The organism is Achromobacter maghribensis, from assembly GCF_057334215.1.
The window spans coordinates 129,805-144,308 of sequence record NZ_JBHFII010000001.1 but is presented as its reverse complement, the minus strand read 5'-3'; the positions used below and the strand labels follow the sequence as shown (position 1 = coordinate 144,308).

16 protein-coding genes and 1 pseudogene are annotated in these 14,504 nt (G+C 66.0%); 10 read left to right on the top strand and 7 right to left on the bottom strand.

Annotation, left to right across the window (positions count from 1 at the left end):
- The 5 genes and pseudogenes from ACE039_RS00745 to ACE039_RS00725 form a co-directional block, all read left to right on the top strand.
- A pseudogene (locus ACE039_RS00745) lies at positions 1-197 on the top strand (hypothetical protein); the annotation flags it as partial.
- Between the two features lie 96 nt (positions 198-293).
- On the top strand, positions 294-719 hold the full coding sequence (locus tag ACE039_RS00740; RefSeq protein ID WP_448710321.1) for a CopD family protein: 426 nt from the start codon (positions 294-296) through the stop codon (positions 717-719).
- A 142-nt stretch (positions 720-861) separates the two neighbouring features.
- Positions 862-1,734 carry a MetQ/NlpA family ABC transporter substrate-binding protein gene (locus ACE039_RS00735; protein ID WP_485821377.1) on the top strand — a complete coding sequence of 291 codons (873 nt, stop codon included), beginning with the start codon at positions 862-864 and terminating at the stop codon, positions 1,732-1,734.
- Between the two features lies 1 nt (position 1,735).
- A complete protein-coding gene (locus ACE039_RS00730; RefSeq protein ID WP_485821376.1) occupies positions 1,736-2,842 on the top strand; it encodes a methionine ABC transporter ATP-binding protein in 1,107 nt (368 codons plus the stop codon).
- A complete protein-coding gene (locus tag ACE039_RS00725; protein WP_088588938.1) occupies positions 2,823-3,479 on the top strand; it encodes a methionine ABC transporter permease in 657 nt (218 codons plus the stop codon). The genes ACE039_RS00730 and ACE039_RS00725 overlap by 20 nt, the downstream gene beginning before the upstream one ends.
- Before the next feature lie 37 nt (positions 3,480-3,516).
- On the opposite strand, the gene ACE039_RS00720 is transcribed toward ACE039_RS00725, so the two are convergent.
- Positions 3,517-4,323: a hypothetical protein gene (locus tag ACE039_RS00720; RefSeq protein ID WP_105556470.1), complete on the bottom strand. Its 807-nt coding sequence runs from the start codon at positions 4,321-4,323 to the stop codon at positions 3,517-3,519.
- Positions 4,324-4,418: 95 nt separating this feature from the next.
- Here ACE039_RS00720 and ACE039_RS00715 point away from each other — a divergent pair, with 95 nt between their 5' ends.
- Positions 4,419-5,609, top strand: coding sequence for a trans-sulfuration enzyme family protein (locus ACE039_RS00715; RefSeq protein WP_105556469.1), 1,191 nt, complete (start codon positions 4,419-4,421; stop codon positions 5,607-5,609).
- A 150-nt stretch (positions 5,610-5,759) separates the two neighbouring features.
- On the top strand, positions 5,760-6,932 hold the full coding sequence (ppk2, locus tag ACE039_RS00710) for a polyphosphate kinase 2 (protein WP_485821375.1): 1,173 nt from the start codon (positions 5,760-5,762) through the stop codon (positions 6,930-6,932).
- Positions 6,933-6,936: 4 nt separating this feature from the next.
- On the opposite strand, the gene ACE039_RS00705 is transcribed toward ppk2, so the two are convergent.
- From ACE039_RS00705 to ACE039_RS00685, 5 genes are all read right to left on the bottom strand, one after another.
- A complete protein-coding gene (locus tag ACE039_RS00705) occupies positions 6,937-7,290 on the bottom strand; it encodes a DOPA 4,5-dioxygenase family protein (protein WP_485821374.1) in 354 nt (117 codons plus the stop codon).
- A 16-nt stretch (positions 7,291-7,306) separates the two neighbouring features.
- Entirely contained in the window at positions 7,307-7,663 is a 357-nt protein-coding gene (locus ACE039_RS00700) for a translation initiation factor Sui1 (RefSeq protein WP_485821373.1), read from the bottom strand.
- Complete coding sequence (locus ACE039_RS00695; protein WP_485821372.1) at positions 7,660-8,043, bottom strand: RNA-binding S4 domain-containing protein; 384 nt, start codon at positions 8,041-8,043, stop codon at positions 7,660-7,662. Before ACE039_RS00695 ends, ACE039_RS00700 begins: the two co-directional genes overlap by 4 nt.
- A gap of 146 nt (positions 8,044-8,189) precedes the next feature.
- On the bottom strand, positions 8,190-9,179 hold the full coding sequence (locus ACE039_RS00690; RefSeq protein ID WP_485821371.1) for a tripartite tricarboxylate transporter substrate binding protein: 990 nt from the start codon (positions 9,177-9,179) through the stop codon (positions 8,190-8,192).
- Positions 9,176-10,012 (bottom strand): amidohydrolase family protein, encoded by an 837-nt coding sequence (locus tag ACE039_RS00685; protein ID WP_485821370.1) that lies wholly within the window; start codon positions 10,010-10,012, stop codon positions 9,176-9,178. The genes ACE039_RS00690 and ACE039_RS00685 overlap by 4 nt, the downstream gene beginning before the upstream one ends.
- Positions 10,013-10,128: 116 nt before the next feature.
- Here ACE039_RS00685 and ACE039_RS00680 point away from each other — a divergent pair, with 116 nt between their 5' ends.
- Positions 10,129-11,016, top strand: coding sequence for a LysR family transcriptional regulator (locus tag ACE039_RS00680; RefSeq protein ID WP_313463279.1), 888 nt, complete (start codon positions 10,129-10,131; stop codon positions 11,014-11,016).
- A 143-nt stretch (positions 11,017-11,159) separates the two neighbouring features.
- The gene (locus tag ACE039_RS00675) at positions 11,160-12,992 is read left to right on the top strand and encodes an ABC transporter ATP-binding protein/permease (RefSeq protein WP_485821369.1); all 1,833 of its coding nucleotides are present in this window, start codon (positions 11,160-11,162) and stop codon (positions 12,990-12,992) included.
- A 56-nt stretch (positions 12,993-13,048) separates the two neighbouring features.
- Here the strand turns inward: ACE039_RS00675 and ACE039_RS00670 are convergent, their stop codons facing one another.
- Complete coding sequence (locus tag ACE039_RS00670) at positions 13,049-13,852, bottom strand: aspartate dehydrogenase (RefSeq protein ID WP_485821368.1); 804 nt, start codon at positions 13,850-13,852, stop codon at positions 13,049-13,051.
- Between the two features lie 140 nt (positions 13,853-13,992).
- Between ACE039_RS00670 and ACE039_RS00665 the strand changes: the two genes are divergently transcribed.
- Entirely contained in the window at positions 13,993-14,502 is a 510-nt protein-coding gene (locus ACE039_RS00665) for a GNAT family N-acetyltransferase (protein WP_485821367.1), read from the top strand.
- The last annotated feature ends 2 nt before the right edge of the window (positions 14,503-14,504 follow it).

The following is a 14,504-nucleotide window of genomic DNA, read 5'->3' as shown; positions in this document are numbered from 1 at the left end:
CAGGCGACAAGCCGGCCTTGCCGGCCGAGCCGGACCGCGCGGCATCGCCGCCGACGCCGGGCAGTACGGAAACCGGCGCGGCCAAGCCGACGCCTGCGGTCACGCCGTCACCGGCCGCTGCCACGGTGACGCCAGCCGCCACGCCTGCCGTGGCGGATACACCGCCTGCCGCCACACCGCCCGCGCCCGGCAACTAGCCCGCGCCCGAACCGCGCGACGCCGATTTGCCCTGGCGCAAATCGGCGCCGACGGGCGGCGCTTCAGGTCGCTCGCTTGCGGCGATAATGCCGGCCATGACATACCAACTTCTCAAAATGGCCCACGTGGCGGCCGTTGTCGCCTGGATCGTCGGCTCGCTGTTTGTTTCGCTGTTCCTGCTGTCGTCACAGCCGCAAGACGGCGACGACGCGCCGAAAGAACGCAAGATGCTGGGCGCGCTGCGCCGCTGGACGCTGTGGGTGACCACGCCGGCAATGGTCGTCTCGTGGTTGATCGGCCTGCATCTGGCAATGACCTTCGGCTGGTTCGCCATGCACTGGATCTGGGTCAAGGTCGGCGTGGCGTTGGCCTTGTCCGCCTTGCTGGGCATTCAAAGCGCCGCGTTGCGCCGTATGGCCAATGGCAGCCCGAAGCGGCCCCCCGCAGTGGATCTCTATGCCCCGTTCACCGTCATCGCGTGCGCGGTCATCGTGACGCTGGTCGTCGTCAAACCGTTCTGATCCGGCGCGGCCGGCTTATGCCGACCGGCCATATCCAAAGATCCCCGTAATAAGGACTCAACGAAGTATTCGTTCGTGGCCGCCGGGGCCGTCCCTAGAATCGTCTCTCTCATAACTGCATTGACTTAGAGGCGATTCCATCATGACTACCCGTTTTCAAGGTGCGCGCGCCGCGCAGGGCCGGACAGCGCCCGTCAGGCGGACGCGCCTCGTCCTCAAGGCGCTGCTGGGCGCCGTGCTGGCCTCTGCCGCGATGTTCCATGGCCCGGCGTTTTCCGCTGATCTCAAGCCCCTGAAAGTGGGCGTGCGTGGCGGTGTCGACGAGCAGATCTGGGAAGTGGTTACGCAGGTGGCCAAGAAGAACGGTCTGGCCGTCGAACCCGTGGTCATCACGGGCACCGCCAGCCCCAACGAAGCGTTGAACAACGGCGACCTGGAAGCGAATGCCTTCCAGCACATCCCTTTTCTGAACGACCAGATCAAGCAGCGCGGCTACAAGCTGGTGCCGGTGGCGAACACGCTGATCTCGCCCATCGCGTTCTATTCCAAGCAATACAAGTCGTTGAAGGATCTGCCGGACGGCGCGCGCGTCGGCATTCCGAACGACCCCAGCAACCAGACCCGCGCGCTGGTGATACTGCGCGACCATGGCTTGATCACGCTGAAAGACGGCTTCGACCCGGCGACGGGCACCGCGACGCTGGCCGACGTGACCGCCAATCCGAAGAAGCTGAATTTCGTCGAGAGCGCGTCCGTGGTGCTGGCGCGTTCGTTGCCGGACGTGGACACCGCCGCCATCGTCAACAGCTTCGCCTACCAGGCCGGTTTGATCGCCACGCGTGATGGCATCGCGGTGGAGAAGAAGGAAAACAATCCCTACGTGAACATCATTGCCGTGCGCGAAAAAGACAAGAACGCGCCATGGGTGCCCGAATTGATCAAGGCCTACCACTCGGAAGAAGTTCGCCAGTTCATCCTGAGCAAGTACGAAGGCTCCGTGATCCCGGTTTTCTAAGATGCAGCACGAATTTTCCAAGCCGGGTTCTGCCGCGGCGGCTGCCGGCCAGGGGCCAGGGCCTGACGCCCATATCGTCTTCGAGGGGCTGCAAAAGCGGTATCAAAGCGCGCAGGGCACGGTGGCGGCGCTGTCCGACGTGTCGTTCCAGGTGGCGCGCGGCGAGGTCTTCGGCATCATCGGGCGCAGCGGGGCGGGCAAATCCACGTTGCTGCGTTCCATCAACATGCTGGAACGGCCCTCCGCCGGCCGCGTGCTGGTGGACGGCGTGGATGTGGGCCAGCTGGACGAGGATGCGCTGGTGGGCCTGCGCCGCCGCATTGGCATGATCTTCCAGCACTTCAATCTGCTTTCCGCCAAGACCGTGGCCGAGAACGTCGCGCTGCCGCTGCGTGTGGCAGGCGTTGCGCCCGCCGTCGCGCGTGGGCGGGTCGAGGCGCTGCTGGACATGGTGGGATTGCGCGACAAGGCGGACGTCTATCCGTCCAAACTGTCGGGCGGCCAGAAGCAGCGCGTGGGTATCGCGCGCGCACTGGTGCATCAACCGGAAATCCTGCTGTGTGACGAAGCCACGTCTGCGCTGGACCCGGAGACCACGCAATCGATCTTGTCGCTGCTGCAGGACATCAACCGCAAGTTGGGGCTGACGGTCGTGCTGATCACGCACGACATGGCGGTGATCCGCGAAGTCTGCCATCAGGTGCTGGTGCTGGACGGCGGCCGCAAGGTCGAACTGGGCGAGGTCTGGCGCGTGTTCGGCAATCCGCAGGCGGATGCGACGCGCGCTTTGCTGCGTCCGTTGCAGCATGAGCTGCCTGCCGACCTGGCCGCCAGGCTGGTGCCCGACCTGCATGGCCGCGACGGCGTTGCCGTGCTGCGGCTGCGTTTCACCGGGCAGGGGCGGCCCGATGGCGTGTCGCTGCAGGCCCTGGCGGCGATGGGGCCCGGCGCGACGCTGCTGCATGGCGGGCTGGACCGGCTGCGCGGCCATGCGCAGGGCAGTCTGCTGGTGTCGGTGCCCGCCGGCGCATTACAGGAAGAGGCCGCGCGCGCCGCGCTGGTGGCCGATCAAATCAAGGTGCTGGGTTATGTCGCTGCCGATGCTTGATAAATACCTGCAGGCGTTCCTGCAGACCCTTGCGATGGTCAGCGTGTCGGCCGTGATCGCGATCGTGTCGGGACTTGCGCTGGCGGTCGTGCTGACGGTGACCGCGCCCGGCAACCTGTATCCCAAGCCGCGCTTGAACAAAGCGCTGTCGATCACGGTGAACACGTTCCGCGCCATCCCCTTCATCATCCTGCTGGTGGCCATGCTGCCGTTCACGCGTTTCCTGGTCGGCACCACGTTGGGCACCTGGGCGGCTATCGTGCCGCTGTCGGCCAACCTGGTGCCGTTCTTTGCCCGCATCGCTCAGGTCAGCCTGAATGACGTGGACCACGGGCTGGTGGAGGCGGCGCGCGCCATGGGCTGCCGGCGCTGGCATATTGTGCGGCACGTGCTGCTGCCCGAAGCCTTGCCCGGCATCATCGGCGGCATGACGGTCAGCGTCATCGCCATGATCAACGCGTCGGCCATGGCGGGCGCGGTCGGCGCAGGGGGGCTGGGCGACCTGGCGATCCGCTACGGCTACGAACGCTATGAAACCCGCGTGATGTTCGAGGTGATCGTGATCTTGATCGCGCTGGTGTCGATCGTGCAGTTCACCGGCGAATGGCTCTCGCGCCGCGCCGACCACAAGCGGTAGGGTTGGGGCGGCGATGCGGACAAGCGGACAAACCGGGTCAGGGCAGCGCCGAGAGAAGGCTTGCCAATTGCTGCCTGCCCAATTTTTCCTGCTCGGCGGACAGCTTGCCGATCGCCGCCATGTGCTCGTGAAAGCGGTTCAGGTCGTCGTTGCGGTCGAACAGCAGTTCATCATGGTCCGCGTACCAGTGCTGGCGGTTGTCGTCCAGCAACGTGATCATCTGACCGAACTCCCGCAGGATGCGGGCTTCCAGCGACCAGACCTGCTCCAGGTTGGCGCTGCGCTGGGCCAGCGTCGCGTTCAGGCGCGTCAGCATCTTCTGTTTTTCCGGCTCGCGGATCGCCAGCGAGCGGATCAGGGCGGGCATGTTCTTCAGCACCTGCATGCTTTGCTGCTGGTACTTCGGCACCAGATGCTCGGCCTGCTCAAGAATCATCCGGCTTTCCACCAGGCCGGTGTCGCGCGCCAGCCGGTGCGCGTCCAGCAGCCGGGGCATGCCGATGTCGTGCAGATCCTGAAGATAGGCCTTGTGCTGCGCCACCCGTTCGCCGGCCACGGTCTTGATGACGCGTTCCAGTTCACCGTAGAAACCGGTGGCCTTGGGCGTCGGGTCGATGGCGGGCACGGCCTCGGGGCCGCCTTCCGGGTTGCCGACCATCAGGCTCAACGTGTCCGCGACTTTGCGGATTTCGGCGGCGGCCACCTGTTCCTGCTCGTGTTCGCCGGCGTTGCGCAGGCCGATCACCACGGCCGACGCAAGCACCGCCGCGCCGGCGATCAACGCAATACGCAGCCATGCAGGCCGTGCGCGCGGGGTGTGCAGAGGCGTTTCCTGGGGAGTCATGGCGCACCAGAAATTGGGGACATGGTTTTGAATGTAGCGCAGTTTTCTGGCAAGGGCGCAAGGCCTTTGCAATATTCGATGACAGGAGTTCAGTAATGTCCGACACCACTCAGCAAGGTTTCGCCACCCGCGCCATCCACCTGGGTTATGACCCGCTGGAGGAGCAGGGCGCGCTGTCGCCACCGTTGTACCTGACGTCCACGTATACCCAGGACAGCATCGAAGCCTTCGATCAGATCCGCCTGGGCGAAAAGCAGGGCTATGTCTATGGCCGCACGCGCAATCCCACGCAAGCGCTGCTGGAAGAGCGGTTGGCGTCGTTGGAGGGGGCCGAGGCTGCCGTTGTGACGGCCTCCGGCATGGCCGCCATTTCCGCTACCTTGTTTTCGCTGCTGCAAAGCGGCGACGAGATCGTCGTGGACCAGATCGTCTACGGCACCGCGTTCACCTTGTTTTCGCAAGGGCTGAGCCGCTTTGGCATCCACGCCGTCTTCGCCGACTTCACGCGGCCCGAAAGCGTCGCCGCCGCGATCGGCCCCAATACGCGCGCCGTGTATTTCGAAACGCCAGCCAACCCGAACCTGCGGCTGGTCGACATCGCCGCCGTGTCCGCCATCGCGCGCGGCAAGGGCGTGTTGACCATCGTGGACAACACTTTCGCCACCCCCGTACTGCAACGCCCCTTGGCGCATGGCGCCGACATCGTGCTGCATTCCGCCACCAAGTACCTGGGCGGCCACGGTGACCTGCTGGCCGGGGCGGTGGTGGGCAGCAAGGCGCATATCGACGCCATCCGGTTGCAGGGCTTGCGCTACTTCACGGGGGCGACGTTGTCGCCGTTCACCGCCTTCCTGGTGCTGCGCGGCCTGAAGACGCTGGAGTTGCGGGTGCAGCGTCACAGTGAATCCGCCTTGAAGGTGGCCAAGCTGTTGCGCGAACATCGGGCCGTGGCGGACGTGTTCTATCCGGGCCTGGAAGGCACCCCTGGCGAGGACATCGCGCGGCGCCAGCAAGCGCTGGGTGGGGGATTGGTGGCGTTTGAGTTGAAGGGCGGATTGGCCGCGGGTCGGCAGTTGTTGAACGGCTTGAAGCTGGCGCGCATCGCGGTCAGCCTGGGCGACCCGGAAACGCTGATTCAGCATCCCGCATCCATGACGCACGCCAGTTACTCCGCCGAGGACCGCGAGAAGTACGGCCTGTCCGAAGGGCTCTTGCGCCTGTCCGTAGGGTTGGAGACGCCGGACGACATCCTGGCCGATCTCAAGCAGGGGCTGGACCGGGTATAGGCGGCAGGTTCTGTAAAAGATGTTACAACGTTTGATTCTCGTCAAATCCACGCCACGCCGCGCGAGTTAGGGTTTCGCCTTTGCCTGATGGGCCGCGGTGTGTGACCGGCGGGCGTGGGCCAGGCGATAAGCGCAGCAAGGACAGGATTCATGACAGACAAGACACCGCAAGCCGAACCAGCCGTTCCCGCCGCGCCAGCCAAGCGCGCGGGGACTGCCGCCAAACGCACCGCCAGCACTCGCGCGGGCACGAGTACGGGCACGAGTACGGGCACGAAGACGCGGCCGGCGGCGGCCGTTCCGCCCATCGAACCGGTGGTGCAGGCCCGCAAGCGCGTGGCCGCCCGTGAAGACGCCGCCCGCCAGGAAACCGTCTCGGTGCTGTCCGATATCGCGCGTCGCTACACGGTGGGCCCTGACGCGCAGGCGCACGAAGCCCTGCGTTCGGTGATCGAAGAACTGTCGCCGGACGACGCCCGCGCCGTGCATCGCGCGCTGCTGGACGCCACGACGCAGGGACCGGCCGGCCGCCGCAACCCCGACGAAGAACTCGCGATTGATTGGCGCGAAGGCATCTATCCGTACCGCCACCGCATGCTGCGCCGCAATTACGAAAAGCAGAAATACCAGTTGCAGGTCGAACTGCTGAAGCTGCAGGCCTGGGTCAAGGCGACCGGCCAGCGCGTCGTGATCCTGTTTGAAGGACGTGACGCGGCGGGCAAGGGCGGCACCATCAAACGCATGATGGAACACCTGAATCCGCGCGGCGCACGCGTGGTCGCACTGGAAAAGCCGTCGGACACCGAAAAAGGCCAGTGGTACTTCCAGCGTTATGTGCAGCACCTGCCCACGGCTGGCGAGATCGTGATGTTCGATCGGTCCTGGTATAACCGCGCCGGCGTGGAACGCGTGATGGGCTTTTGTTCGCAGCAGGAATACCTGGATTTCCTGCGCCAGGTGCCTGATTTTGAACGCCATCTGGTCAGCAGCGGCATCCATCTGGTCAAGTTCTGGTTTTCGGTCAGCCAGGAAGAACAGCGCCGCCGCTTCCTCCAGCGCAAGGTGCATCCGCTCAAGCAATGGAAGCTGAGCCCCGTGGACCTGGCTTCGCTGGACAAGTGGGACGATTACACGCGTGCCAAGGAAGCAATGTTCGCGCACACCGACACGGCGGATGCGCCGTGGATCGTGGTGAAATCCGACTGCAAGAAGCGAGCGCGGCTCAATGCGATGCGCTATGTGCTGAGCCGCCTGCCGTACGAAGGCAAGAGCGGCGACGCCGGCATGGCGCTGGATTCGCTGATCGTCGGCCGGGCACTGTAAGCGTTCAGGCGCCCAGCGCCTTCAGGTCCAGGGTGTAGCTGCGTCCGATCCACACGGCGCAGTCGCGATGGTCCCGCAGCGAATCGCCGGTGTTCGGATGCATGAAGACATCCAGCACGCCGTGGTTCAGGGTAAGCCAGGTCGTGATCTCGGCGAAATGCGCCGGGGCGAACGCGATCTGGTAGCTCCATTGCGGATGCGGACCCACGGGGCGCTCATGGAAGCGCCCCATCTCCATCTTGCCCTCGAACTGTGCGATCACACGTTCGCGCAGGGCTTGCGCGGCGTCACGGCCGGCGGCGTCGAAATACACGTGGGCGTGCCAGCTGGCAACGCGATCCATGGCGACATTGTTCATGTTCTTCTCTTCAGGTTCAGCCGCCCGCGCGCTTGGCGCGATGGCCGTTTTTCGTCAACGTCTCGATGATCCGGTCGCAGTGGTCTCCCTGTACTTCGATCACCCCGTCCTTCACCGTGCCGCCCGATCCGCACGCGGTGCGCAACTGTTTGCCCAGCACGCCCAACGCCTCCGGATCCAGTGCCAGCCCTCGCACCACGGTCACGCTCTTGCCGCCGCGACCCTTGGTTTCGCGCGATACGCGTGCCACCCCGTCGCCTGCCGGCACGGAGACGGTCTTGCATTGGCATTGGACAAGCGCTTGCCGGCAAACGGGGCACATGCGGCCGCTTTCGGTGGAATAGACAAGGCCGCCCGTTGCGCTGCGCTTCATGATTTGCCTCGGATCTGGTCGATCAGCCGGCGGTCGCGCTTGGTCGGGCGCCCGGTCTCGATGCCCAACGCGGGTTCGGGCGCCAGGCGCCGCATTTCGGCCGCGCGCGTGCGGGCCGCGATACTTTCGGGGGTCTCGTCGTACAACAGGCGGGCCGTCGGCGCCGGGCCACGCACGCCGCTCACCGCGACAACGCGCACATGCAGCGCCGGGTCCTCTTTGCGGATGGTGATCAGGTCGCCGGGGGCGACTTCGCGCGACGGTTTGGCGGGCTGGTCGTTCACGGATACGCGGCCTCGGCCGATCTCTTGCACCGCCAGGCTGCGCGTCTTGTAGAAGCGGGCGGCCCAAAGCCACTTGTCGAGTCGAATCTTGTCCATCTTGCCTGTCCCTGCGTAAATCTGCTTCAAGCCATGATGATAGCCGCGCCGCCGCGGCCGCGCCCGGCAAAAAAAAGCGGCGCCCTTTCGAGCGCCGCAAGTCCGGCTATCCGGCAACCGGGCTGGCGGCCCGGCAGTACTCATACTCAATCCAGCTTCAGGCCGGCTTCCTTCACCACCCGTTGCCATTTGGCGATTTCGGCGCGGCGGAATGTGTCCAGTTCGGCAGGCGTCGAGCCAATGGGTTCCGCACCAATGCCGGCCAGCTGCTCGGCAATGGCGGGGTCCTTCAGCACCTTGGCCAGTGCTTGCGATACCTGGTCCACGATGGCGGGCGGCGTGCCGGCGGGCGCGAACACCGCGTTCCATTCATACGTCTCGTAGCCCGGTACGCCCGATTCGGCGATGGTCGGCAGGTCGGGGGCGGTCTTGGAGCGTTCCAGGCCGCCGACGGCCACGGCGCGCAGCTTGCCGTTCTTTACGTGCTGCCAGGCCGAACCCATGCTGGCGAACATGACCGGCACCTGGCCGGACATAACGTCGATCATGGCAGGGCCACCGCCCTTGTAGGCCACATGCTGCAACTGGGTCTTGGCCAGCAGGTTGAACAGTTCGCCAGCCAGATGCTGCGCCGAACCGGGGCCGGCCGACGCGAAATACACGGCGTCCTTGGCGCCGGGCTGACCCAGCTTGATCAGGTCGGCCACCGTCTTGACTTCATACGACGGCGTCACGACCAGCACGTTCGGCACGCGCAGCAGCAGGGAGACGGGCGCAAACGCGGTCAGCGTGTCGAACTGCATTTTGGAATGCAGGGCGGGGTTCTGCGCGTGGTTGGAGGCATCCAGCATCAAGGTGTAGCCGTCAGGCTGCGCCTTGGCCACGACCGCGCCGCCAATCATGCCGCCGGCGCCACCCCGGTTTTCAATCACCACGGGTTGACCGAGTTCGGCGGCCAGCTTGGGCCCGATCAAGCGAGCCACCACGTCAACGGTGCCGCCTGGCGGATAGGTCACGACGAGTGTGACGGCGCGTTCGGGGTACGCGGCGGACGCTGCGCCCGCGGCGCTGCCCAACAGGGCGGAGGCCATCAGCAGGGCGCCGCGGCGCGCCACGCGTTTGATCAGAGGGGTCATGGGTTGTCTCCTTGGAATTGGAATAGCTGCAACGGCGTGCCGGAAAGGACGGCGCGCCGTTGCGTTGGATCGTCGATCCAGGCGTCCAGCCATTGCGTCGCCGCAGGATAGGACGCCAGGTGCCGATGTTCGGTGTGGGGCCAGTCGCTGCCCCACATCAGGCGATCAGCGGAATAGGCGGTTAGCAGCTGGCCCGCGGCCTGCCGGCCGGACGCGGCGCAGTCCGCCGCCGGCCAGTTGCGGTAGGGGGCGGACAGCTTGACCCACACGCGGCCGCTGTCGGCCTGTTGCAGCAGGTATTGGAAACCGGGGTCGGCCACACCCAGCGCCGGGTCCGGGCGGCCGAAATGGTCCACGACCACGCGGCAGCCGGCGGCCAGCAGCGTGGGCAGCACATCGGGCAGCCGAGCCGCCTGCAGATGGACTTCCACATGCCAGCCCAGCGCGTTCACGCGCGCAAGCAGTGTCTGCCAGCCGGGGGCGGCAAGGTCGGGCACGGGCAGCCCGATCAGGTTCAGCCGCATGCCCACGACGCCGGCATCGGCCAGGGCCTGCAATTCGGCGTCGGCGATGCCGGGCGCCACCACCACCACGCCGCGCAGGCGGTCAGGCGCGGCGCGCAGGGCCTCAAGCAGGTAGCGGTTGTCGGTGCCCAGGAAGCTGGGTTGCACCAGCACGCCGTGACGAAGCCCGTGCGTGTCCAGCAACGCCAGGTAATCCGCCAGCGTGGCGTCGTAGTCAGGGGTGTGGCGGCGCGTGTCGGCCAGCGCCAGCCCTTGCTGCAATACGTGCGCGTGGGTGTCGACGGCGGCGCCGGTCGCGAGGGGGGGCAATGCGGTCTCCTGTTTTGTGCACGGGCGTGGCCCGCGCTGTTCTATAAGCCGGGATTCTAAGAAGTCGGGGTATAGTTTTCTATTGTAGAAAAGCGCTTTTTATATATTGGAACGATATGGAAACGCGACACTTGCGTTACTTCCTGGCGGTCGTGGACCATGGCAGCGTCAGCCGGGCGTCGGAATGGCTGGGAATCGCGCAGCCCGCGTTGAGCCAGGCGCTGGGCCGCATGGAAAAGGATCTGGGCGTGCGTCTCTTCGAGCGCTCGCGCCAAGGCGCCGCGCCCACGCCCGCTGCCCTGGCCATCCTGGAAGACGTGCGGACCAGCGTGGCGCGTATCGACGCGGCGGCGCAGCGGGCGCGCGAGATCGGGCGGGGCAGTGCCGGGCAGTTGACGGTGGGCCTGGTGTCATCGGCCTTGTTCGACACCTTGCCGCGCGCGCTGCGCGAAATGCGGCGGCAGGCGCCGGGCGTGCGCGTGATCTTGCGAGAGATGAGCAACGCCGAACAGGCCGAGGCGCTGCAAACCGGGGAGATCGATATCGGGCTGATGCACACGCCCGTCGCCGTGGGTGGGCGCATGCGTGAAAGGCAGTTGCTGCGCGACCGTCTGGTGGCCGCGGTTCCGGACGAGTTCGTCGTGGCTGAAGACGGGCAGGTGTCGATGGCGCAAATCGCGCAAGCGGGCCTGGTGATGTATCCGCAGGCGCAATTGCCGGCGTTCTACGCGGGCATCCTGGACGCAATGCGCAAGGGCGGGCACGATGCCCAGGTGGCGCAGGAAGCCAACCGGACGCTGACTGTCCTGTCTTGCGTGGCGGGCGGATGCGGGGTGGCGCTCTTGCCCAGCTGGATCCGGACGATGAATTTTGGCGGCGTGCGTTTCTGCGAAGTGCGCGACGGCCAGCGCCTGCCCAGCTTCGACCTCAGCGCGATCTGGCCCGCGCGGTCGGTGCCCACGCTGGCCGACCTGTTCGCCAATCTTGACCTTGGTCCACGCTGATCCTGCACGCAATCCTCGCCAGCCTTTCACTGCGCATTCAGCGGCGCTTTCAGAACGCTTAAGCCAGGCTTAAAACGGCATTTTCTTCGGAACCCGGCCCCGCCGTCCCGTCTAACCAGGAATGGCTTTTCGGGGGCTTGCCCATGGATCTGAACTGGCAACAGCAATTGGCGGAAAGCGCGCTGTGGCTTGCGCGCGCGTTTGGCATCACGGCCGTCGCGACCGCGTTGATGGCGGTGGTGCTGGCGCGCACGACCGACTGGGGCCGCAAGTTCTGGCGCCTGGCATGGCCTTACCTCACGCCACGGCGCAGTTGGCGGCCCTTGTTGACGCTGGCGCTATTGCTGTTCCTGGCGATGGCCGCGGTGCGCATGACCGTGCTGTTCTCATTTTGGTACAACGGCTTCTATAGCGCGCTGCAAGCGCTGGATCCCACCGCCTTCTGGCGCTTCCTGGGCATCTTCTCGATACTGGCCTCCGTGCACGTCGTGCGTGCGCTTGCCGACAGTTATGTCGGCCAGTCATTCGATATCCATTGGCGCGTGTGGTTGAACGACCGCCTCACGCGCGACTGGCTTGGCGCCAGCGCGTACTACCGCGGGCACTTCGTGGATGCGCCCGTCGATAACCCTGACCAACGCATCGAGCAGGACATCGCGATGTTCGTCACCGGCTCGCGCACGCTGGCCATCGGCGCGCTCAGCGCGGTGGTGTCGCTGGTGGCGTTCACCGGCATCCTGTGGGGGCTGTCCGGCCCGTTGTCGGTCGGGGGCATCGACATCCCGCGCGCCATGGTGTTCGTGGTCTTTCTGTATGTGATCGTCGCGACGTGGTTCGCCTTCAAGATCGGCCGTCCGTTGATCCAGCTGAATTTCCTGTCGGAACGGCTGACCGCCAACTTCCGCTACGCGCTGGTCCGTTTGCGTGAAAACGCCGAAAACGTCGCGTTCTACCAAGGCGAAGCGGCAGAGCGCGCGACGTTGTGGACACGGTTTGCGGCCTACATCGCGAACCTCTGGGCACGGGTCTACCGGGGCCTGAAGTTCGACGGCTTCAATTTGTCGGTCAGCCAGGTTGCGGTGGTCTTCCCCTTCATTCTGCAGGCGCCACGTTTCTTTAGCGGCGCGATCAAGCTGGGTGATGTGATGCAGACCTCGCAGGCGTTTGGCCAGGTACAGGATGCGCTGTCGTTCTTCCGGACGTCCTACGACACCTTTGCGCAATACCGCGCCACGCTGGACCGCCTGAATGGATTCCTGGATGCGAACGAAGCGGCGCGCGGGTTGCCGGCGGTGCAAACCGAGCCGTGGCGGGATGGCTTGGACATCGATGGGGTCACGGTGACGCGCCCTGACGGCAGCATGTTGCTGCGCCAATTGCATCTGCGGTTGCGCCCGGGGCAGACCTTGTTGATCAAGGGGCCGTCGGGCAGCGGCAAGACGACCTTGTTGCGGGCGTTGGCCGGGTTGTGGCCTTATGCGCAAGGCCGGGTGCGGCGGCCCGAAGGCGCATCGGCGTTGTTCCTGTCGCAGCGGCCCTATCTGCCGCTGGGCGATTTGCGGGGCGCCGTGGCCTACCCGGGGCAGGCGCAGCCGCAGGATGACGCGCGCCTGGCCGACGCATTGCGGCACGTCAATCTGGGGCATTTGGCCGGTCGCCTGGACGAGGTCGCGGACTGGTCCCGCATCCTGTCCCTGGGTGAACAGCAGCGCGTGGCGTTTGCCCGGGTACTGTTCAATCGGCCGGCCATCGTGTTCCTGGACGAAGCCACTTCGGCAACCGACGAAGGGCTGGAGCACATGCTGTACAGCCTGTTGCGCCGTGCGCTGCCCGACTGCATGCTGGTCAGCGTGGGCCATCGCAGCACGCTGGACCCGTTCCACACGCATCGGCTGGCGCTGGACGGCGAGGGCGGTTGGGCGGTGGAACCCATGGCGCCGCCGGCCGACAGCGCGGCCTTGCGCGCCGCAGCCTGATGGACCGACCCGCTTGACCCGCCGGGCCGGTCGGCAAAGGTGGGGCTGCGCGCCGTTCAGGTGCCCATGCGCAGCGGGCTGGTCAGCTTGCGCAGCGCGGCGACCACGCTTTGTGCCGTGATGCGGCCTGTCTTGGGGTTCGCCGAGGGAATGTTCTGGATTTCCATCGAGAACGACGCCGAATCCGAGACGACTTCCACGCGGTGGATATTGCGTTCCAGCGACGGGTCGGCCCAGATCTCCAGCGTGGTGCGGTCGGGCCCGATGCCCGCCAGCGACACGCTGACGGCCACGTTCAGGTTGGCCGGAAAGCCCACTGCGGCCTCGCGTGGCGAACCGCGGAAGATCAGGCGCGGTTCGGTGATGTCGGTGATGTCGATGTTGTTGTCGGTCAGGTAAGGCGCGCCCAGCAGGCCGCGCACGGGTTTGCGGGTGATCATCGTGACGGAATGGATGACGCCTTCGGCGGCCGCCGTGATGGCGTCCAGCCCCAGGATAGCGCCCGACGGCACGATGATCTGGCCATGATGCTGGCGCGCCAGTTCGATCAGGTCGTCGTGGCGCAGCAGGGCGCCGGAGCTCAGCACCACCATCTTCTTGCCCTTGCGCAGCACGGGTTCGGCGATGTCGCGGAACACGGCGGCGGGCGCGCATTCCACGACCACGTCGCAATGCTCGTGCAAGGCGTCAAGGGTGGTGAAGACCGGGGCCGCGTGGGTCCATGCGAAGGCGGGCGGGGCCTTGGGGTCGCGCACGGCGACGGCGGCCAAGGTCAGGCCGGGCACGCCGGCGTCCAGGGATTGCGCCACGGCTTGGCCGATGGCGCCGAAGCCGGCGATGCCGACGCGGTAGCTGTTCATAAGAGTCCTGAAGGGCGGAAAAAAGCGCCGAGGAAGGCGCAGGGCTGCCGGTCACTGTAGCCACCGTGCCGACGGTCGTCAATGCGCAATGGCCGTCAAGGGCGGCTACACTTTCAGCTCGATTCGATGGGAGCCCAGGCATGCAGATCCTGCCGGAAATGCCGGAAGACCACGACGCCATTTTCACGTTGACGCAAGCTGCGTTCAAAGACCATCTTCATAGCCAGCAGACCGAAGGCTACATCACCCACGCGCTGCGCGAGGCAGGCGCGTTGACGCTGTCGCTGGTGGCGCGGGCCAATGCACAGGCCGTGGGGCACATTGCGTTTTCTCCCGTCCGGATCAGCGACGGATCGCCGGATTGGTACGGGTTGGGACCGGTCGCAGTGTTGCCTGACTGGCAGGGCCGCGGCATCGGCGGGGCGTTGATCCGGGCCGGCCTGGACCGCCTGAAGGCAATGGGCGCGGCGGGCTGCGTGGTGTTGGGCGACCCGGCGTATTACCGGCGTTTCGGATTTGAGCCGACGCCCGCATTGACGTATCCCGGCGTGCCGCCGGAGTACTTCATGGCGCAGGCATTCACGCGCCCGGCGCAAGGCCGGGTTGCGTATCACCCGGGGTTTGACGCCACCGCGCAGGCGGACCGCTGAAG